We start from the raw sequence: 18,887 nt of genomic DNA, 5'->3' as shown, positions 1-18,887 counted from the left end.
TTTAATCCGGTTATTTAATTTTAATTCTCATATTTTAACGGTAAGACCATGATAAAACTGGCTCCCTTACCGGATTGACTTTTGGCCGTTATTAATCCGTTGTGTTTTTCTATTATTTTTTTAGCAATTGCCAGTCCAATTCCGGTACCTTCATAAGTCTGACGATCATTCAGGCTTTGAAAAATAATAAAAATACGATCCAGATAAATTTCATCAAAACCAATTCCGTTATCTGCAACGATGATTCGGCAATATTTCCCGTCCGGTGAAACCTCACCCTCAATATCTTTTGTTTTAATTAATTCTGAAGTAATGGTAATAAGGGGGGTATCTACATTTCCGGAGAACTTGAGGGCATTACCAATCAGGTTCTGAAATACCTGTCTCAACTGGCTCGGAATACTGTCTATTGTGGGAAGTTCGCTTGTTTTTATGACCGCATTTTTACGTTCTATAAGATAATCAAAATCGGAAAGTACTTCCTGTAAAACCACATTTAAATCTGTTTTTTCCGGTTCTACTTTTGATGATAATCTGGAATAGGCCAGTAAGTCTGTAATAAGAGTCTGCATTCTTTCGGCAGCCTTTACCGTGCGGTCTACATAATCAATTGCTTTTGCATCAGATACTAAGTAAAGTTCTTTTATAATTTTGATAAATATCTGAATCTTCCGCAGGGGCTCATTCAAATCATGGGAAACTACCCAGGAAAATTGCTGCAATTCGTGGTTTTTGAGTTCCAGTTCTTCATTTTTCAAAACCAGTTCTTTGGTTCTTTCCGCAATTTTGATTTCGAGGTTTTCCTGCGCTTCTTTTCGAATTTTAATTTCTTTTGAAAGTAAATCTTTCATTACTTTCAATTCGTTTTTCTGCTCGTAAATCTTGATGAAGGTTTTTACTTTTAAAATAAGTAAATCTGTATCTACCGGTTTGGTAACATAATCTACGGCACCTGTTTCATATCCTTTAAAGATGTACTTTTTTTCGATGCTGATGGCAGACAAAAATATTACGGGTATTTCTTTTGTCTTTTTGTTTCCGGAAAGAATTTTAACGACTTCAAAACCGTCTAATCCCGGCATCTGAACATCCATTATAATCAGAGAATAGTCAATTTTTAAAATTTTCTTCAACGCTTCTTCACCGGACTCTGCTGTGTCTACCTGTATATTATGCAGCTCCAGCGTTTTTTTTAAGGCAATTATATTAGCCTTAATATCATCTACGATTAATATCATTTTATTGGTGTAAAACGTTATTGAATTAAATTTTAAAACTAAAATTCGTTTCTAATGGTTTTTATTTTGGAAATACCTGCTGTTATGTAAAAAACAGCTGACAAAAGTTCCAAATTTATAAAAAAAAACTAAAATTTTTTTTTATCGTAAACGGAAATAGTTTCATAATTCCCATGTTTGGATCGAATGAATTAAATTTCCAATGATTGTTAAGTGATTAGAATTGCCCCGCATTTTAAACTCAGGTATTATGGCAACTGTATTTTCGTACAAAATAAAAGCGTACCACTTTATCAGGGTAGCTTTTGTGGCAATACAGTTAATACTTCGTAAAAATTAAGGCTACTTTTAAAGTGCTCTTTCATTTTAAAAATATCCGGGTTTATTTTAAAAAAATATGAATTTAATTAATTTTGTCGGGCTTCTTGCCGGTATATGTGTCACGCTATCGGTAATTCCGCAGATTTTAAAAGTATGGAAAACTAAAAAAGTAAAAGAAATTTCACTTTTAACGTTTAGTGTGCTCACTTTTGGAATTGCTGCCTGGATATTTTATGGTTTTCTTAAAAATGATATACCGATCATTATCACCAATAGCATATCTCTTTTTCTAAATTTAATAATGGTGTATTTTATAATTTATTACGAAAAGGAAAAGTAATCCCATAAAAAAAACAGCTTTGTTTTAAGCTGTTTTTTGTCTTACAAGTTAAGGTTATATCAGGCTGTTTTAGCTAACGAATTTTGAGCGTATTTATTAATAAGCTGGTATTTCTCTCTGAAAAGTCTTGGAAGGTAATTTCTTCCTGCATGTCCGATAGAATGTAATACTTCAGAAATATTAACCTGTGATATTCTTTTGATTTCATCCATCTGTTTCGTTGCTAAATCTAAAATGGGTGTAATCATTGCGCTGTAATTAGAACTGTGCTGCATCGCTTCAATCGCTACGATACTGCTTAGGATACTTTTTTTAAGCAGATTTTTGACAATCCCTTTCTGCGGAATACAATCAAACTCTTTTATTTTTTCACTAATTTTATGGTTTTGCGCGCCAACATAGACATAATTGCCTGAAGAATTAATAAACATTTTTGATATTTTGGAAAGCAAATCAGCATCTTCCGACTGAAATGTTGCCGTAGGAACGCCGATTAATAAAATCTTAACGGGTTTGTTTCTTTCAAAATACAGAACATTATTGATTGTTGTATTGTTGCTCATTATTCCGGACTGCCCTTTTTTCAGATTGGTACTGTTTCCATAAGCCCCAAAACTATGTTTCAGATTTCCGGCAGAACAATAAGCAAAAAAAACGGGGGCACATTGAAAAGATTCTATACTCAAAGTTACTTCATCGGAAAAAATCATATCAAACTGTATGTACGACATTTTGTTTTCAAAACTCATTCCACTGATTGTCCCTTTTGCCCACTTTGAATTGACAGCTAAATTGTAATCCTCATTATCAGCCGTTAAAGTTCCTTCAAACGAACTTTCGAGATCAGTAAAAATAGTATTGATTCCACCAGTATTTAAGTATAGTTTTTTCATTTTGATTCTCTTTAAAAACAAACAATTAGTATTAATTTAAGTACAAAACCGGCTTAAGGTTTTTATCGCTTTTGATATTTCAAATTTCGTTACTATTGCAAATCAAATTGTTATACAATTTTGCTGATATATTTCAAAATTTGTAGTTGAGCGTAAATTCATACTTTAGTAGTCTTTAAATGAAAAAGCAGCTACTCCGAAATTTCTCCTGAATAACTGCTCTTCCCAGCAAAATAAAATAGTTATGTCTTTTGTAGTAAACTTCCGGAATGCATTACTCTGAAGCAATTTCATTAATGTCTGCATTTTTAGAATAGTTCTTTTTTGGAATGTCTTTAAAGAATTCTGCTTCTTCCAAATCAGCAGTTGGTCCATATCCTATCAAATGCGTTCCTTTTTTCTCATCTTTAGTTTCTATTACATATAAGATTGACATATCATCAGGATCACTCATTCCTTCGTAGCGATGGTGGGCAACAATAAATATTTCCTCCGGCTGATAACTGTTTTTAGTTTCTGAATCTAAGAAAGTGCCGTCCTGAAACAGGAAGTTAGACGTATATCCTTCATCCTGGTATTTTTTGATATAGTCGGTTTCGTTTTTTGAATACTCCTTTTTCATGATTTTATATTTTAATAGGTTTTGTAATCTGTTCTTCAAATTTCATCAATCAGACCTGAAAAAGTTAACTCAAAACATTTAAATCTTAGCTCATTAAAAAATTAAATATACGTTACGGCGCAGCGAAAAGGCTTACATCTTTTTGTAATGCTATACGCTATAAAATGTCATTTAGGTTGCAAGGCATACCACAATCAATATTTCTAACTACTTGTTTTATTTTAAATTTCAACCCTAAATAAATTGAAATCTCATAATTTATAATAAGAATTCTGTAACCGAAAAAAAGAGTAAAAACCTCAACTTTATCTTTATCAAATTAATAGCTGAAATTCAAATGATGAATTTAGCTATTGTATGAAAATTAACTAATTAATACATTAAAAAACAAAGTTATGGGAGATCATAAAGACCTTACAGATGAACTTGCTGCAGATAAAATAAAAGATCTGGCAGAAGATATAAAAACATGTATGTTTTGTACATATAAAGACATCAGACTGCAATCTCGTCCGATGTCTGTTCAGAAAATTGATGAACTGGGACAATTATGGTTCTTATCGGATCGAAACAGCAGTCAAAATGCAGAGATTACGCTAAATCCGCAGGTAGAAATCTTCTTTGCTGCCCCACATGATAAGTTTTTAACGTTACATGGAACAGCAACAATTCTTTACAAACGCGAAATCATTGAGGAATTATGGGATCCTATTGTTAAAATCTGGATGCCGGGCGGAATTGACGATCCGAATCTGAGTGTGATTAAAGTAGTACCTGAAGATGGTTACTACTGGAACAACAAACATGGAAAAGTGGTTGCCATTGCAAAAATGACCGCTGCATTTGTAAGCGGAAAAACCATGGATGACGGAATTGAAGGAACTTTGAAATTGTAAAATTTCTCTTCTTTATATATTTTTTTTCATTTCATACGAAGGAGCAATCCTATTCAGGCGAATGCAGGAATAGGATTGCTCCTTCGTTTTAATGGCTTATTTGCTTTTTTGTTTCTCTTTTACAGAAGAAATTACAACGCTTTAAATTCTAAAGCATTCAAAATCCCCTCCACATTTGCTGTATTATTAAAATAAACAAAAGCATTTTTAGGGGCTTCTGAAATTACCTTTTTTATTTCTTCTAATTTTTCTGTTGCATAACCGGAATAAAACAACTTTTTATCGCCGTGCAGCCGAACGTAAACCATTGGAAATTCCGTTAAGACCATCTCCGGCAATCCAGGATAACTGACACTGCAAAAAGTAATTCTATGCGCTGTAAAAGCATCCCAAACGTGCTGATTCCACCAGCTTTTATGCCTAAATTCAATTACGTTTTGAAATTTTGTATCGACTGATTTTATAATAGTTTGCAGCCTCTCTTCCGTAAAATCATAGCTTGGGGGCAACTGAAACAATATCGGTCCTAATTTTTCACGCAGGCCATTTTCGCAAATAGCATAGAAATCAGACAGCAACGTTTTACAATCCTGAAACTTTTTGATGTGCGTAATTTCTTTTGGTGCTTTTACGGAGAAAAGGAAATTTTCCGGGACTTTTTTATACCAGTTTTCGAATATTCTTATGGTAGGGAATTTGTAAAAGGTTCCATTCATTTCGTACGTATCAAAATGCTGGCAATAATAATCAAACCATTTGGAAGCGGGCAGATTTTCAGGATAGAAAATGCCTTTCCAATAGCGGTTATTGTAACTCGAACATCCGGTTAAAAACTCTTTTTTCATTGGTATAAATTTTGACAATTGGTACAAAAGAAACTTCTTCGTTTTTTTACTCCGGTATACTTCTTTGTAAACGGAAGATCGCAGCGCAGACAGACACTTTTGCTGTGTGCAAGCCAATGCTGTTTTAGTTCAAATTTCTTTTTCCATTCCAAAAACTGAAAACTGTAAACAGAGCATTCCTTAATCAGTTCTGCTACTTTTTCGGGTGGAATTTTCCCAACCAAAGATTCGGGATGGGTATAGCAACGGTATAAAACTTCATTTTTGATAATGTTGCCCAGCCCGGAAAATATATTCTGATCGAGTAAGGCATCACAGATCTTTTGCTTTGGAATTTTATCCAGACTTTGTTTTGCCTTTTGCGGATCCCAGTTTTTATTCATTATATCCTCACTCCAATCGTAATGAAGATTAATATCCCCTTCCAGAATTTTGACGGAACAGGTATAAAAATTAAGTTCACCTTTCGAAAAGATCAAACTTAATCGCGGTGTGGTTTCTTTTCGCTCATTAATCCGATAGGTGCCAAACATGAGCAAATGAATTTTAATTGTAAAATCGTCAAAACAAATCAAAAAGTGTTTTCCCCAGGTTTTAAAAGAGGCTATGGTTTTGCCTTTTATTCTTTGTATATCAACAGCACTATTTCCGGAAACAGAAATTACTTTCTGTCCTGTAAATTGCTGTGTTTCTTCTTTAAGTATTACGATTGACGGACCTTCGGGCATGGGAATTCTATTTTTATAATACAGACATAATTATAAAAGAAAAAGTGCCGTAAAAAAACAACACTTTTCTTTTACAGCAGCTTACTTTTCATCTTCTTCCGCCGCTTCAATATTGATGGCAGCTACGGCAACTTCCGTTAATTTTTTATCAGCTCCTTTTTCTTCATCCAATGTTTCCTCCAAAAGAGCAGCGGCTTCCGTAAAACCAAGGGTCTCGGCAAATTGTCTTAACGTACCGTAAGTGGCAATCTCATAATGTTCAATTTTTTGGGCAGCTGCAATTATCCCTGCATCACGCACTACGCCAGGTTCAGTTTCCTCGAGGATACCTTTCCCTTCTTCAATTAAACCTTCCATGGCATCGCATTTTTTGGCAGTTGCTTTTTTACCGATTGATTCAAAAACCTTTTCTAAACGCGTTATCTGTTCTTCTGTTTCGGTCAAATGATTGTTTAAGGCATCAATCAACTCAGGAGAAGCAGCATTTTTTGCCATTAGCGGAATTGCTTTTGTTAAAGCTTTCTCGGCCCAGTAAATGTCTTTTAGCCCATCTTCAAAAAGTTCTGTTAGTCCTGAAGCAGCATTTGATTTTGGTTTCGTTACACCCGATTTGACAGTTTGTTTTGGTGTAGTCTGTTTTTTACTTTTAGTTTCCATGATATGATTTATTTGAATAATTAATAATGGTAAAATTACATGCAATGAAAACGAATTTGTTACAGCCTTTTTCGCTTAAATTACAATATAAACATCTGTAAATTATAGAATTAGCAATTAAAATTCTATAAGAAAAAAGTATTCATCAGGCAGTAGATTTGTAAAACAAACTATTAAAATTAACTATCATGGAGACTAGAGATAAAAAAATGAGAACTGCTAACTTAAATAAGCAAAATGCTATCATGAACGAAGTTCTGTATAGCAATGACGAAATAAGAAAAGGAAACCATAATTACAACGATGTTAAAAATTATGGCCGTACCACCAATGGTTATGATCCCAATAAAGCAATCCCGGATCAGGAACAAATCACCAATGATGAAGGCGATTATGATGAAATTGATGATCTGGACGATGACTTTCATGCTCCCGGTGATATTGAACACGATGACGATCATGAGGATTTAAATGACGAATTCGACAATCCTAAAGATGTTGACGATGACTTTACCGAAACAGATGAAGATCTCGAAGATATTGATCAGGACGAAGATGACGATGATCTGGAAGATGACCTTGAAGAAAATGAAATTGAAGAAGAAGAAGACGCCGGTGATAATTATCCGGACAATGATCCCCGAAAATTTTAACCGGGGCTAAAAATAAAAAGCCGTTCCATGTTGTAACGGCTTTTTCTATTTTGAGTCAGTATTAGTATTAAAAACCTAATCCCCGATTTTTTCCAAAGGAGGAATCTCATCCATTTTTTCCAGGCGTTCTGCAAGACCGGATCTGGCTTCGTTTAATTCCTGTTCGGCTTTCCCTAATTCTTTATACCATTCCTCTTTTCCTGTAGCAGAACTTTCTATTTTACGCATGATTTCATAAATTTCAGCCTGCGCTTCCATAACGGCTAATCTTTTGTAATACGTCAGGCTTTCGGTCATATGTGCCAGTGCGATCATCGCAGTCAGAAACGGATGATTGCTGGTTACATTCACATCTTTTATCCTTCCGTGTTCTAATTCGACTTTTAAGGCAAAAGCAAATTCTTCCATATTGAACTTTTCGTATTTGCTTTTTGGATTTAAATAAGCTTTAATCGCTTCGACATTATTCATCGTAGACAAATCAACATCTGTATCCTTATTTTTATTTAAATCGTTATAAACAACAGCTGCAATCGCTCTCGCTTCGTCAATTGTTGGATCGTTTTCCGGATTTTCGAAATCCCTTACCGACCAGTCCCAATTCTCGGGATGAACAGGTTTGATGTACTTTTCACAAAAATCTGTTACATCATTTTTCAAACTTACCATTTCATCTTCCCGTTTGATATAAACATCCTGATAAGCACCGCTTTTAGTTCCCATAACTTTATAATTTTATTTTAAATTAAAACGACACATTTACCAAAAGATACATGTGCCGTTTCTTTCCAATCTAAACTCCTTGTGTCTCAAAGTTCCCGTTTTTTAGCGTACTACATTAACTCTATACGATCAATTTTTAGCTCAATCCGTTTGAAAATTCGGGCTGAAAACTTCCGATTAATTCGGAAAAAACAACTTCGGAACGTGAAAAATATTTTTGATTGCTTCTGTTTTTACGGACTTTATCAAAATATTCCCGGATAGAACCGTCTTCGTAACCGGCTACAATTAACGGATGCACATAGTAATTTCGACAGACACTTCTGGTATTTCCCAATGCTTCGGCGGTACTGTCGATCGCTGTAAGAATATTTTTTTTAATTTCTTTTTCTTCTTCAGCAATTCCGATATTTAGTAAGGTTTCAAAAAATATCAGCGATGCCGCCCACGTTCTGAAATCTTTCGCACTAAAATGCTGTCCCGAAATTTCATGCAGGTATTCGTTTACCATATGACTGTCGAGCACTTTTCGTTCTCCCTTTTCATCATAATATTTAAAAACTTCCCAACCCGGAATTTCTTCGCAGCGACTTACCAGTTTGATCAGCTGTTTATTTCTGGTAGTTATAGTATGCTGTTTTCCTTTTTTACCGACAAACTCAAAACGAAGTGAATTCCGATCGATGTTGATGTGTCTTTTTCTTAAAGTCGAAAGGCCATACGATTTGTTGTCTTTTGCGTATTTTTCATTTCCGATTCTAATGTGCGTTTCCTCCATAAGCCGAATGACAAGCGCTATTACTTTGTTTTTGTCCCATTCTTTTTGTTCGAGGTCCAAATCGACCTGCCTTCTGATTTTGGGAAGAAACTTTCCGAATTCGGCTATTTTATAGAATTTTGTCTGATTTCGAATCAGGTTCCACTTGGTGTGGTATCTGTATTGTTTTCTGTTTTTATCATCAGTCCCTACCGCCTGAAGATGCCCGTTGGGTAAATCTGTTATCCTTACATTTTCCCAGGCAGGCGGAAGTACTAAACTGTTAAAACGTTTTAATTCACTTTTCCTTTTAACACTTCTGCCGTTCTTTTTATATACGAAACCCTCACCTTCTCTGCAACGTTGTATTGTAAGCTTGTGATCATTTACGTATACTAAATCTAATTTTTCTAAAACTAATTGTGGTGCTTTTATTAATTGCTCCATTAGTTTCCCCTGGGCGATTTTAGCATTCATATGATTTCCTGAAATTTAATTTTACATTCTAATTTTTGCGTAATGATTTGATTAGACTCTTTTTAGACATATACGAACGACCTGGAATTCCCACTATTCTGGCTTCCTGGTATAATTCGTCTTTTGTCCATTCTTCATAAGATTTTGTTTTATCGCCCTTTACTCCTGAACCAGGAGTATTGGCAATTCGTAGAGCGTTTTCCTGATTGTACCCTTTTTTTAAAAGTATCTGGTATTGCTCCTTATTTTTAGTTTCCGGATCTGGCATGGTAATACGTTTTATTAGATGAATTGATAAGTATATATGGTGCCCCAAAATTCCTCATAAACCAAAAGAATTTCGTTATACAATTTCTGATTAATTTTTCATAATTAACTACAAATCAAATAGTTTAAAAAAGAAGTATAGTTCTAGTGATTTGCGGTCAATACTTTTTTTATGGAAAATTATTCCCCAGTAGTGGTGCATGTTTAAATCCTGTAACATTTTTCAAAAATGGTGTAAAATATTCTTTAGCCTTTCTGAATAATTTTACACTATAACATTTAAACCATAAAATCATGAAAAAGTTACTACTAGCAGGGAAAGTTATTTTAGGTGCCGGATTAATCATTATATTCCTGAATTCCTGCAAAAATGAAACTAAACAAGAAGATCCAAAAGAGGTTGCTGAAGATACTAATGAAGCCAAATTTGACTCTATAGAAGATAAAAAAGACGATTCTGAATTTTTAGTAGATATCGCTGAAGTGAATTTAGCTGAAATCGAAATCGGAAAACTGGCTCAGACTAAAAGTACGAATGTAGAAGTGAAAAAATTTGGTAAAATGCTTGTTGATGAGCATACTAAGTCTGCTTCTGAAGTAAGTGCTTTGGCTAAAGCAAAAAATTTCACACTTCCAACATCTTTAACTGAAGAAGGACAGGAAGAGTACAATAAATTAAATGAAAAATCAGGTATTGATTTTGACAAAAAATTTGCTGACATGATGATCGACGGTCACGAAAAAGCAATTGATAAACTAAGAAAAACGTCTGAGGATGCTAAAGATGAAGACGTAAAAGTTTGGGCATCTAATAGCATTGCAGGTTTAACAGCACATTTAGAACATGCTAAATTGCTTAAACAAAACTTAGACAAAAAATAGAATTGGTATTGGTATTTTTTTTTGGGGAGCCCCTGGACAGCAATGTTCAGGGGTTTATTTTTTTTATAAGCTACTGAGCTGCTAAGGTTCTAAGTTTTTTCTTTTCTCAGGACCTTAGCAGCTTAGAGACTTAGTACCTTACTAACTCTTCCCAAAACTATTGTATTCTTCGTCGGTTACGCTTTCTAACCAGATTCCTTTGCCTTTATCGATTTCCGTAATAATGGCTATATGCGAAAACCGGCTGAAAGGCGTGGCCCCGTACCAGTGTTCTACACCAGGTAATACCGTAAGCACCTGCCCTTTATGGATCAATTTCATTCCTTTGCCTCTTTCCTGATAATAGCCAATTCCGTCTGTCGCGATAAACAGCTGCAAACTAGAGTTGATATGCCAGTTGCATCTCGAACCGGGTTCAAAAGTAACATCTTTGATCAGCGTATTTTCGGGATGAATATCGCTGGTTTGCTTTTTATAAGAAACATCGCCCGTCATAAACGAATTCGAAACTTTCCCTTCTTCAGTAACTGTGGTGTATTTTGTTGACATAAAGTTAGTTATTAATTGAGTTTAGTTTTCTATTTAAAAATTTATTGAGTATTGCCCATTAGCCTTATCTTATTATAAAGCTTTATTTTATTGTCAGTACCGGAACTAAATCAAGCGAGAGTGTGCTTATGGAAGTTTATGTTTAGACGGTAAAAGAAATCTGATCAATAATTCTGTATTCTGAGGGCAAATTTACTACGGTAAATCCGATCAGAAATAATGAAATTCAAACAAAAAATTAAGAATTTGAAACAATTTACATCCGTAACGATTTCGGAACCGTTCCTGTAAGCCTTTTGAAGTAATTATTGAAATAACTCGGATATTCAAATCCAAGGGAATATCCGATGTCGGCAATACTCCAATCGGTATGCTGCAGCAAGGCTTTTGCTTCACTGATAATTCTTTCGGTAATGTGTGCTGTCGTCGATTTTCCTGTAATTTCTTTTACCGAACGATTCAGGTGATTGACGTGAACCGCCAGATTTTGTGCATAATCCTGCGGGTTTTTCAAGACAAGGGGCTGATTCTTAGTTTCAATTGGAAATTGTCTTTCTAAAAGCTCCAGAAATAAGGATGTAATTCTTGCAGATGCATTTTTATGTTTAAAGAAATTTTCCGAAGGCTGCATTTTCATCGATTCATGAATAATCAGATTGATATAATTGCGGATTAAATCGTCTTTAAACACATAATCGGTATCCTGTTCTACAATCATTTTCTGAAAAAGAGAAGTCACAAACTCTTTTTGTTCTGCCGATAAATAAAAGATTGGCGTTCCGCTGATTTTAAACAACGGACATTCATGAAGGCTTTCCGAACGGTCATTGACCTTCAGAAATTCTTCGGTAAAAACACAGGCAAAGCCATGATAGGCTGGAGAAATTACTTCCCAGGAATAGGGAATATGCGGATTTCCGAAAAACAGAATGGTTCCGTCGGTTTCAATACCCCGGTCTGCATACTGAATGATATTCTGACCTGTATTGATACAGATTTTGTAAAAATCCCTGCGATTATAAGTCGGTATGGCATTGCAATCGTTTCCGGCCTCATACACTTTAAATCCTTTCAGCTTTAAGTCAGAAGTATTAAAATCAAGTGGTTCCGAAATAGTGTTCTCCTTCATAAGGCAAAGTTATGAAATTCAAACAAAGATTTACATCTGCAAATGTTAAAGAATAAAAACAGATCCTTCCTGTTCCATTAATAATATTTTATCTTTGTCAGATGAAGGATTTACTACCCGTTATAGATTATATTTCCAGATATGTGGATCTGACCGATGATGAAAAAAATCATCTGGCTGGCTTTTTGAAAATTACAAAGGTCAAAAAAAGACAGTTTATCGTACAGCCGGGTTTTGTATGCCAGCATAAAAGTTATGTCGTTAAAGGTGCGTTACGGGGGTATCTTGTAGACAATGAAGGCAAAGAACATACCTTATCTTTTGCCATAGAAGACTGGTGGATTTCTGATTACAGCAGTCTGATCTATCAGGAACCTGCTACTTTATTTGTAGAAGCACTCGAAGATTCAATTCTCATTCAGATCGCTTATGAAGACGAGCAACGATTTTTGGCAGAAATTCCCAAACTTGAAAAATTCGAACGCATCATTACCCAGCGCTCATTAGCCTTCCAGCAAAAAAGACTCCTGTCTAATTTTACCAAAACTGCCGAAGAACGTTACGATGAATTTATGAGCAAATATGCTGCAATTGCCAGGCGGGTTCCCCAGTACGCACTGGCTTCGTATCTGGGTTTCAGTACAGAATACCTCAGCAAAATCCGAAACGGAAAAACATCAAAAAGTTAAACCAGTTCAACCTTATTTCCTAAACCAGTTCATTTTTATTTTTCTTATTCTGCCCCAGATTTGCATTGTCAATAAGGACAAATAATTTTAATATCATAAAAATGAAAAAGACAATGTATTCAAACAATAGGGAACGCTTTTCTTTAGTGTTTCTCTTTCTAATGTGTATCGCAACTTTTACTGCAGCTGCACAAAACAAAAATGACAACCGTAAAGTCGGAGTGTATCATATCAGTAATTATTTTTCTGAAGCTTATCTTATAAAAGGCAATTCAGAAAAATTAATCTTAATTGACACAGGCGTTCCCGTTGCAGGATATCAGGACAGTCTGGTAAATTCAATAAAAAAATTAGGATTTAAACCTGAAAATATTACGTTGGCCATTGTCACGCACGGCCATGGCGATCACGCGGGAAATGCCCGATTTTTACAACAGACCTTCAAAACTAAGATCGCCGGAAGCAGAGCTGATCTGGAAAAGTTTACTTCTGGCAAAACAGAGCTGCAAAAATCGGAAGATGTCAGCATCTGGGGAAACCGGCTTCGCCCTTATTCCGATTTAAGTTATCCGCCTTTTACGCCCGATATTATTGTTGACACTACTATCGATCTTGCCCCTTACGGCATAATCGGTAAAATCATTCCGATTAAAGGCGGACATACACCCGGTGATTTATTGGTTCTGATTGGTGAAAATCTTTTTGTCGGAGATGCTTTCGTAGGAACCTTTAAATCTCAGGGAGGCGGACTGGCTCCTGACGGCCATCATGTAAGGGAACATTTTTTTCACGAAAACAAACAACTGGCAGACCAGAATTTAAAAGTCATTGAAAAAATTGCACTTGAAAATAAGGTGAAAACGATTTATCCGACGCATAACGGACCGGTTACTACTTATGAATTAAGCAAATACATTAAAGAAGAACCTTTGCTGAAACTTTTATCTAAACAGGAAAATGATTTGTTAAGTGCTGTTCTCAATGGAAAATCTGAGGTAGCGAATTCATTTTTAGCAGCCAATTTCATTTTGCAGACTGCTGATCATAAAGACCTAAACAAAAATGAATTTCTGCAAAGTTTTAATCCGGATCCGAAAACTAAAACAGAATCCCTGACTGCTGAAGATTTCAGGATTGTGTCTTCTAATGAAAATACAGTGGTTCTAACTTACATTGAAATAATTAAACTGGAAGGTAAAGATGCCACAAATGTTGCTGTAACAGAGACTTATTTCAAAGAAAAAAACGAATGGAAACTGGGGTATAAGAAGGAGGTTAATTAGGCTCAGGGCTCAGTCGCAGTCGCAGTCGCAGTCGCAGTCGCAGGGTAAAAAAATGGCTGTAAAAGTTTAAAATTTTACAGCCATTTTTTTATTCAAATTGTGATGGCCTTTTATTATTTTTTGGTCGAAGTGATCGTTAAAACTGCTGTCTTTAGACGCTTGGCGGAGGCTGAAATCACTACATCATTTCCGCTGCCGTCAGACTGAACAATTAGCTGTGCATATCCGTTAAAAAGTTTTCGCTTCCAGGGTTCTGAGGGCGTTATGATCTGAATTATTCCGGGATCGGTATTCATCACATCCCACTCTTTTAATTTTTGAAGGGGCTTAGCCACTATGTGAATTGTATTTTTTCCCTGTCTTAAAATACCGGGATTTAAAATGTATTTGTCAGAATCTTCCGCTGTTGCCGGAACTCTGTTTCCATTGACAAAAATAGTCGTCTCCAGTCCGATTTTTTTATAAAAGAAACTAACAATATTGGTTATGGCATTATTCTTCAGCTCAAACTGGCCGCGGTACGCATACGACGGAGCCTGGTTTTTATAATCCCTGTCTTTAAAAGCTTCTTTCCAGCCTTCTTCCGTATCGGCTGATAATGGTGTTGCGGCATCCCCTGTTGTTGCTTTTCTTTCCTGAAAATTAGTGATCGGAACCAGTGTAATTTCATCGAGGAATTTATCTTTCTCCAGTGATGTCGGATTACCATTTCCTGTTCCAATAATCTTTCCTCCTTTTACCTCAAACTTAATTTCATCATTGGTATTCGGCACATGCAATCCTTTTTTGTCTGTTAATTCTACGGTTACCACCGTTATGTCTGTATGAGGAAGAATTTGCTTATCGGCAGTCAGCTTGATATTTTCCTCTATTTCTGTTGTTTTCTGAACATCAGACAGTATTTTTTTTCCATCTTTATATCCAATGGCTTCCAAAGTTCCAGCCTGGTATTTGACTTTCCATTCTAAGTGTCCCAGACGATCCATTTTTTTCTTTCCGAGGCTTTTTTTGTTTAGAAACAGTTCGACTTCATCACAATTAGAATAGGCCCAGACATCGATTTCCTTCCCTTCTCTCCCAGCCCAGTTCCAGTGTGGCAACAGATGTAGAACCGGTTCTTTTCCCCACCAGGATTTAAGATAATACACATTGTCTTTCGGAAAACCGCAAACATCCATCATACCGAAATAAGAAGTAACCGAAGGCCATCCGTACGGAGTTGGTTCTCCGCGGTAATCGAAACCGGTCCAGATAAACATTCCGGCCAGATAAGGACGTTCCGCATAAAACTTCCAGCCTTCTTCAATACTGTAAAAAGACGGGCGTGGTTTTTTATCATACGCACTCTGATAGTGTTTGGCATCATCTGTAACATAAACCCCGCGTGTCGCAAAAGTAGAACCTTCCTCCGTTCCCATTCCGGGTTGTTGTTTAAATTCATTGTGGTGTGCGTCAATATCTCCGTTTCCAAGATAGTTGTACCCCATAATTTCAACAACCGATGAAATTCCACTCTTAAAACCGCTGCTGATTCCAACCGTTACCGGTCTTGTGGGATCTATGCTTTTCGAAAAACCCTGCATGACATTGGTAATACGTTCGCCGGTGCTATTTCCTTCAATATTCCATTCTTCATTTCCAACCGACCAGCAAAAAATACTAGGATGATTACGGTCCCGTTCGATCATTCTTTTCAGATCGTTCAGGTGGTAGTCGTTAATTCCCATCAGACGTGTTTCATCAATGACCAGCATTCCCAGTTTGTCGCAGGCTTCCAGCAATTCCGGAGTGGGCGGATTATGAGAGCAGCGATAGGCGTTTGACCCCATTTCCTTTAGCTTCTGAATTCGGAAATACTGCAATTCATCCGGCAGCGCAGTTCCTAATCCTGCATGATCCTGATGATTATTGGTACCCTGAAGTTTTATGTTTTTGCCATTCAGAAAGAAACCTTTTTCGGCATCAAACCGAATTGTTCTTATTCCCAAAGAAGTTTCATAACGGTCCAGGACCTTATCGCCTTGTCGGATCTCAGTTACCAAACGATACAAATTAGGCGAATCAAGATCCCATAACAGCGGATTCTTTACTGTTAATTTTGAAGTATATTTTACTGTTTTATAAAAATCAGGCGCCGTCGCATTTTCAGAAACAGTGGCAATCTGATTTCCTGATGCATCAACGATATTTTGCACGATTTCAATCGGCCCTTTATAATTTCCTTTGTTTTCAATGGTTACTTCTGCTGTGACTTCCGCTATATCATTTTTGATTTCAGAGGTGACATACGTTCCATTTTGGATGATATGCAGCTGATTTGTTTTTTGAAGATAAACATGCCTGTAAATTCCGGCCCCTTCGTAAAACCATCCTTCTTCCATCGATGCATCGGCACGGACGACAATTGTATTTTCGCCTCCGTAATTAATGTATGCCGTAACATCATATTCAAAACCGTTATAGCCGCTTTCTTCCGTTCCCAGAAAATGCCCATTGAACCAAACTTTGGAATTCCTGAAAACACCATCAAATTTTAAGGAAATAATCCGTCCGAGATCGGACTGCGGGATTTCGATTTTTTTTCGGTACCAGCCAATACTTTTTTCAGGAAAACCTTTTCCTGCTGCTTTAAATCCGTGGCTAAAACTCGCTTTTTCGCTAAAAGGCTGTTCCACTACCCAATCGTGCGGAAGATCTAACTTCCTCCAGGCTCGATCATCAAAGCCCGGTGCAGCTGGTCCGTCGCCAAATCCTGTTTTTGATAAATAGGAAAAATAACCTGTAGCGTGTCCGAAATCCTTTTCAGTATCAGACAAATGGCCAAAAGAAAAACGCCAGCCTTTGTCAATCAAAATCAAATCCCTTTCTGATTTATTTTGCCCGAAAGAATAGAATGAAAGTATAAAAACAAAGTATAAAAGAATTCCCTGAAGAGAAATAGTTTTCATAAATAGAATAGTTAACAGAAATGTTTTGCAAACAGCGATAAAAATATTGTTTTTAAACCGATTAAAATAATAGTATTTTATCAAAATGTAATATTTTATATTTTTTGCGCCTGAAAATTAGGGCTTAAAAATTTAGAATCATTCTATCAGCCCTTCTGTACCAAATCTTGTTCTTTTAACTTAATTTTACTTATTAAATCAATAAAAACCATACGTACCATGAGTGTTATAAAAGATGAAAACACCCTTCATAGCACCCTAAAAAGCATTGACGAGAAGATTAACAGTCTTAACGATCAGAAAATAGTTGCTTTTTTTGAGTCGCTTGGCTTAACCGAAAGAGAAGATGTCCCTAAAGATTTCCTGAAATGGGAAACTATACTTATAATAGTGCCGAACCGTCATGTTTCCAATGAAATCAAACCTTATAAGTACTCCATTTCAAGACTTTTCTTCGTTACTAATCCCTATGCACATGAAATTCATATATTTGATTTTCAGGAATGGAAAAATATTACGCTGAGCAAAACGCAATTTCAAATCAGGGAAATGCTAAAAACCAGCTTTGGGGGAGTCAGAAAAGCAAACAGCGATTCTGATTAGAGAGTCGCTGTTTCAAGTTTTAAGTGGACTGGAATCTGAATCCGGTCGGGTAACCTTTGCCAAAACGCTAAAACAGATTAACATTAAATAAAGACAATCATTGTCATTTCCGGAAATGAGAAATCTTCGCAAAGACAAGGTTTTTTTTGCCGCCACTGGTAAAGATTCCTAATTTCCCGGAATGATAAAAATGTGTACTACTCTTTTTTAATTTCAAAAATCCTGACAAATTTTTGTTCTAACTTTTTTCTCTTCCGCTCTTCATTCCATCTCGAATAGAAAGCCATGACAAGTAAAAACAAATTAACAATTGTCGATGCTCGTCTAAGCCCTCTCGCAAAAAAAAGAAAAAATATATTAATTGCTACGATACAAACTATTGGAAAATATCTTGACCAAAGCAACTGAAATTTATTGTTGAGTTCAACAACATAATCCACTTTAAGTGTATTATTAAAATTCTTGTATTTTCCTTTTATACTGAAAGGTGTCGAAGAAGATCTTGAATTGATTGTCAGGTGAAAACTTTTATCATCAAAAAGTCCGTAAAATGTTTTAACAGCACCAGATACAGGGAATACTCTCACCTGTCCCAATGTTGCTTTTAGAGAACCAATCTCTGTATTATGCTGTAATCTTGCGCGGAATTCAGATAAACTCAGTTTTGATTCCATTGGACTTTCAGTTTGCTTTTACTTTTGTTCTAATATACTCTTCACCATTTCATTCAGGGCATTTCCGTGAATATTTTTGGCCAGAATAATTCCGTTTTTATCAATAAGGAAATTTAAAGGTACAGATTGAAGCATGTAATCGCCTACCACCGGGGATTTCCAGTATTTTAAATCACTTACCTGTGTCCACGGAAGTTTTTGTTTCGCAATTGCACCTAACCAAAGCGGTTTTTTGGTATCCATAGAAACACTGTAAATTGCAAATTTATCCGGATAAGCATTGTATAGTTTTATCAATTCCGGTTGCTCTTTAATACTCGGCCCGCACCAGGATGCCCAGAAATCTACCAGCACCAATTCTCCTCTGAAAGAAGAAAGTACCACATTGTTTCCTTTTGTATCCGGAAGATCGATTTCAGGCGCAATATCTCCCACTTCAACTCCAACAACCTGGGCTTTTGAACTGGTTATTACACAACATAAAAATCCTAAAATGAGTAAAGTTTTTTTCATAGTTTGATTAAGTTTATTATTTGAGGCAAGTTTCTAATCCCGCAAAGTTGATTTTTTTGTCATTTCGATTTCTATAATAAAACCAAATTTCTTTTTCAGGAGCTAATCCCGCTATCCGTTGCAATCTTTTGTGGCGAACTCCGCCACAAAAGGATTTCCACTTCTATCGGGGCTAGGTCAATCTTTTTCATAAGAATATT

The 18,887-nt window shown here is 35.8% G+C and carries 21 protein-coding genes; 7 read left to right on the top strand and 14 right to left on the bottom strand.

Annotation, left to right across the window (positions count from 1 at the left end; all coding sequences use genetic code 11):
- Positions 1–20: 20 nt before the first annotated feature.
- Entirely contained in the window at positions 21–1,238 is a 1,218-nt protein-coding gene (locus tag GJU43_RS06815) for a response regulator (RefSeq protein WP_154340038.1), read from the bottom strand.
- A gap of 397 nt (positions 1,239–1,635) precedes the next feature.
- On the opposite strand from GJU43_RS06815, the gene GJU43_RS06810 reads away from it, so the two are divergent.
- Positions 1,636–1,899 carry a SemiSWEET family sugar transporter gene (locus GJU43_RS06810; protein WP_154340037.1) on the top strand — a complete coding sequence of 88 codons (264 nt, stop codon included), beginning with the start codon at positions 1,636–1,638 and terminating at the stop codon, positions 1,897–1,899.
- A 59-nt stretch (positions 1,900–1,958) separates the two neighbouring features.
- Here GJU43_RS06810 and GJU43_RS06805 read toward each other — a convergent pair whose 3' ends face one another.
- Both GJU43_RS06805 and GJU43_RS06800 read right to left on the bottom strand, forming a co-directional pair.
- Complete coding sequence (locus GJU43_RS06805; protein WP_154340036.1) at positions 1,959–2,792, bottom strand: hypothetical protein; 834 nt, start codon at positions 2,790–2,792, stop codon at positions 1,959–1,961.
- A 274-nt stretch (positions 2,793–3,066) separates the two neighbouring features.
- Positions 3,067–3,414, bottom strand: coding sequence for a hypothetical protein (locus tag GJU43_RS06800; RefSeq protein WP_154340035.1), 348 nt, complete (start codon positions 3,412–3,414; stop codon positions 3,067–3,069).
- Between the two features lie 395 nt (positions 3,415–3,809).
- Between GJU43_RS06800 and GJU43_RS06795 the strand changes: the two genes are divergently transcribed.
- On the top strand, positions 3,810–4,310 hold the full coding sequence (locus GJU43_RS06795; protein ID WP_154340034.1) for a pyridoxamine 5'-phosphate oxidase family protein: 501 nt from the start codon (positions 3,810–3,812) through the stop codon (positions 4,308–4,310).
- Between the two features lie 131 nt (positions 4,311–4,441).
- Here GJU43_RS06795 and GJU43_RS06790 read toward each other — a convergent pair whose 3' ends face one another.
- The 3 genes from GJU43_RS06790 to GJU43_RS06780 all read right to left on the bottom strand — a co-directional run bounded on the left by GJU43_RS06790 (position 4,442) and on the right by GJU43_RS06780 (position 6,540).
- The gene (locus GJU43_RS06790; RefSeq protein ID WP_154340033.1) at positions 4,442–5,155 is read right to left on the bottom strand and encodes a DUF72 domain-containing protein; all 714 of its coding nucleotides are present in this window, start codon (positions 5,153–5,155) and stop codon (positions 4,442–4,444) included.
- Entirely contained in the window at positions 5,152–5,883 is a 732-nt protein-coding gene (locus GJU43_RS06785; protein WP_154340032.1) for a DNA-formamidopyrimidine glycosylase family protein, read from the bottom strand. Before GJU43_RS06785 ends, GJU43_RS06790 begins: the two co-directional genes overlap by 4 nt.
- 81 nt (positions 5,884–5,964) lie before the next feature.
- The gene (locus GJU43_RS06780; protein ID WP_154340031.1) at positions 5,965–6,540 is read right to left on the bottom strand and encodes a ferritin-like domain-containing protein; all 576 of its coding nucleotides are present in this window, start codon (positions 6,538–6,540) and stop codon (positions 5,965–5,967) included.
- A 188-nt stretch (positions 6,541–6,728) separates the two neighbouring features.
- On the opposite strand from GJU43_RS06780, the gene GJU43_RS06775 reads away from it, so the two are divergent.
- The gene (locus GJU43_RS06775) at positions 6,729–7,193 is read left to right on the top strand and encodes a hypothetical protein (RefSeq protein WP_154340030.1); all 465 of its coding nucleotides are present in this window, start codon (positions 6,729–6,731) and stop codon (positions 7,191–7,193) included.
- Between the two features lie 75 nt (positions 7,194–7,268).
- Here the strand turns inward: GJU43_RS06775 and GJU43_RS06770 are convergent, their stop codons facing one another.
- The 3 genes from GJU43_RS06770 to GJU43_RS06760 all read right to left on the bottom strand — a co-directional run bounded on the left by GJU43_RS06770 (position 7,269) and on the right by GJU43_RS06760 (position 9,418).
- Positions 7,269–7,916, bottom strand: a complete 648-nt coding sequence (locus tag GJU43_RS06770; protein ID WP_154340029.1) for a DUF5661 family protein — start codon at positions 7,914–7,916, stop codon at positions 7,269–7,271.
- Between the two features lie 136 nt (positions 7,917–8,052).
- Entirely contained in the window at positions 8,053–9,150 is a 1,098-nt protein-coding gene (locus tag GJU43_RS06765; protein WP_154340028.1) for a DNA topoisomerase IB, read from the bottom strand.
- A gap of 28 nt (positions 9,151–9,178) precedes the next feature.
- Entirely contained in the window at positions 9,179–9,418 is a 240-nt protein-coding gene (locus GJU43_RS06760; protein ID WP_154340027.1) for a Rho termination factor, read from the bottom strand.
- Between the two features lie 293 nt (positions 9,419–9,711).
- On the opposite strand from GJU43_RS06760, the gene GJU43_RS06755 reads away from it, so the two are divergent.
- Entirely contained in the window at positions 9,712–10,299 is a 588-nt protein-coding gene (locus tag GJU43_RS06755; RefSeq protein WP_154340026.1) for a DUF4142 domain-containing protein, read from the top strand.
- A 141-nt stretch (positions 10,300–10,440) separates the two neighbouring features.
- Here GJU43_RS06755 and GJU43_RS06750 read toward each other — a convergent pair whose 3' ends face one another.
- Both GJU43_RS06750 and GJU43_RS06745 read right to left on the bottom strand, forming a co-directional pair.
- The gene (locus GJU43_RS06750) at positions 10,441–10,848 is read right to left on the bottom strand and encodes a cupin domain-containing protein (protein WP_154340025.1); all 408 of its coding nucleotides are present in this window, start codon (positions 10,846–10,848) and stop codon (positions 10,441–10,443) included.
- Positions 10,849–11,104: 256 nt separating this feature from the next.
- Positions 11,105–11,977, bottom strand: a complete 873-nt coding sequence (locus GJU43_RS06745) for an AraC family transcriptional regulator (protein ID WP_154340024.1) — start codon at positions 11,975–11,977, stop codon at positions 11,105–11,107.
- A 101-nt stretch (positions 11,978–12,078) separates the two neighbouring features.
- Between GJU43_RS06745 and GJU43_RS06740 the strand changes: the two genes are divergently transcribed.
- Both GJU43_RS06740 and GJU43_RS06735 read left to right on the top strand, forming a co-directional pair.
- A complete protein-coding gene (locus GJU43_RS06740) occupies positions 12,079–12,666 on the top strand; it encodes a Crp/Fnr family transcriptional regulator (protein WP_154340023.1) in 588 nt (195 codons plus the stop codon).
- Between the two features lie 101 nt (positions 12,667–12,767).
- Positions 12,768–13,949, top strand: a complete 1,182-nt coding sequence (locus GJU43_RS06735; RefSeq protein WP_154340022.1) for an MBL fold metallo-hydrolase — start codon at positions 12,768–12,770, stop codon at positions 13,947–13,949.
- Positions 13,950–14,062: 113 nt separating this feature from the next.
- Here the strand turns inward: GJU43_RS06735 and galA are convergent, their stop codons facing one another.
- Entirely contained in the window at positions 14,063–16,897 is a 2,835-nt protein-coding gene (gene galA / locus GJU43_RS06730) for a beta-galactosidase GalA (RefSeq protein WP_154340021.1), read from the bottom strand.
- Positions 16,898–17,116: 219 nt separating this feature from the next.
- On the opposite strand from galA, the gene GJU43_RS06725 reads away from it, so the two are divergent.
- On the top strand, positions 17,117–17,500 hold the full coding sequence (locus GJU43_RS06725) for a hypothetical protein (protein ID WP_154340020.1): 384 nt from the start codon (positions 17,117–17,119) through the stop codon (positions 17,498–17,500).
- Positions 17,501–17,697: 197 nt separating this feature from the next.
- Here GJU43_RS06725 and GJU43_RS06720 read toward each other — a convergent pair whose 3' ends face one another.
- Together GJU43_RS06720 and GJU43_RS06715 are read right to left on the bottom strand one after the other, a co-directional pair.
- On the bottom strand, positions 17,698–18,174 hold the full coding sequence (locus tag GJU43_RS06720; protein ID WP_154340019.1) for a hypothetical protein: 477 nt from the start codon (positions 18,172–18,174) through the stop codon (positions 17,698–17,700).
- An 18-nt stretch (positions 18,175–18,192) separates the two neighbouring features.
- Positions 18,193–18,687 carry a TlpA disulfide reductase family protein gene (locus tag GJU43_RS06715; protein ID WP_154340018.1) on the bottom strand — a complete coding sequence of 165 codons (495 nt, stop codon included), beginning with the start codon at positions 18,685–18,687 and terminating at the stop codon, positions 18,193–18,195.
- Positions 18,688–18,887 lie beyond the last annotated feature (200 nt).

Origin of the sequence: Flavobacterium sp. LC2016-23 (assembly GCF_009674775.1) — a bacterium.
In the GTDB taxonomy this organism is placed as follows: Bacteria; Bacteroidota; Bacteroidia; order Flavobacteriales; family Flavobacteriaceae; genus Flavobacterium.
The sequence above is the reverse complement of the archived record's forward strand: the minus strand, read 5'-3'. Positions and strand labels throughout refer to the sequence as shown.

Bases quoted from the DNA above. Each gene is read 5' to 3' on its own strand.
- GJU43_RS06815 (WP_154340038.1), bottom strand. From the start codon at position 1,238: ATGATATTAATCGTAGATGATATTAAGGCTAATATAATTGCCTTAAAA.
- GJU43_RS06810 (WP_154340037.1), top strand. From the start codon at position 1,636: ATGAATTTAATTAATTTTGTCGGGCTTCTTGCCGGTATATGTGTCACG.
- GJU43_RS06805 (WP_154340036.1), bottom strand. From the start codon at position 2,792: ATGAAAAAACTATACTTAAATACTGGTGGAATCAATACTATTTTTACT.
- GJU43_RS06800 (WP_154340035.1), bottom strand. From the start codon at position 3,414: ATGAAAAAGGAGTATTCAAAAAACGAAACCGACTATATCAAAAAATAC.
- GJU43_RS06795 (WP_154340034.1), top strand. From the start codon at position 3,810: ATGGGAGATCATAAAGACCTTACAGATGAACTTGCTGCAGATAAAATA.
- GJU43_RS06790 (WP_154340033.1), bottom strand. From the start codon at position 5,155: ATGAAAAAAGAGTTTTTAACCGGATGTTCGAGTTACAATAACCGCTAT.
- GJU43_RS06785 (WP_154340032.1), bottom strand. From the start codon at position 5,883: ATGCCCGAAGGTCCGTCAATCGTAATACTTAAAGAAGAAACACAGCAA.
- GJU43_RS06780 (WP_154340031.1), bottom strand. From the start codon at position 6,540: ATGGAAACTAAAAGTAAAAAACAGACTACACCAAAACAAACTGTCAAA.
- GJU43_RS06775 (WP_154340030.1), top strand. From the start codon at position 6,729: ATGGAGACTAGAGATAAAAAAATGAGAACTGCTAACTTAAATAAGCAA.
- GJU43_RS06770 (WP_154340029.1), bottom strand. From the start codon at position 7,916: ATGGGAACTAAAAGCGGTGCTTATCAGGATGTTTATATCAAACGGGAA.
- GJU43_RS06765 (WP_154340028.1), bottom strand. From the start codon at position 9,150: ATGAATGCTAAAATCGCCCAGGGGAAACTAATGGAGCAATTAATAAAA.
- GJU43_RS06760 (WP_154340027.1), bottom strand. From the start codon at position 9,418: ATGCCAGATCCGGAAACTAAAAATAAGGAGCAATACCAGATACTTTTA.
- GJU43_RS06755 (WP_154340026.1), top strand. From the start codon at position 9,712: ATGAAAAAGTTACTACTAGCAGGGAAAGTTATTTTAGGTGCCGGATTA.
- GJU43_RS06750 (WP_154340025.1), bottom strand. From the start codon at position 10,848: ATGTCAACAAAATACACCACAGTTACTGAAGAAGGGAAAGTTTCGAAT.
- GJU43_RS06745 (WP_154340024.1), bottom strand. From the start codon at position 11,977: ATGAAGGAGAACACTATTTCGGAACCACTTGATTTTAATACTTCTGAC.
- GJU43_RS06740 (WP_154340023.1), top strand. From the start codon at position 12,079: ATGAAGGATTTACTACCCGTTATAGATTATATTTCCAGATATGTGGAT.
- GJU43_RS06735 (WP_154340022.1), top strand. From the start codon at position 12,768: ATGAAAAAGACAATGTATTCAAACAATAGGGAACGCTTTTCTTTAGTG.
- galA (WP_154340021.1), bottom strand. From the start codon at position 16,897: ATGAAAACTATTTCTCTTCAGGGAATTCTTTTATACTTTGTTTTTATA.
- GJU43_RS06725 (WP_154340020.1), top strand. From the start codon at position 17,117: ATGAGTGTTATAAAAGATGAAAACACCCTTCATAGCACCCTAAAAAGC.
- GJU43_RS06720 (WP_154340019.1), bottom strand. From the start codon at position 18,174: ATGGAATCAAAACTGAGTTTATCTGAATTCCGCGCAAGATTACAGCAT.
- GJU43_RS06715 (WP_154340018.1), bottom strand. From the start codon at position 18,687: ATGAAAAAAACTTTACTCATTTTAGGATTTTTATGTTGTGTAATAACC.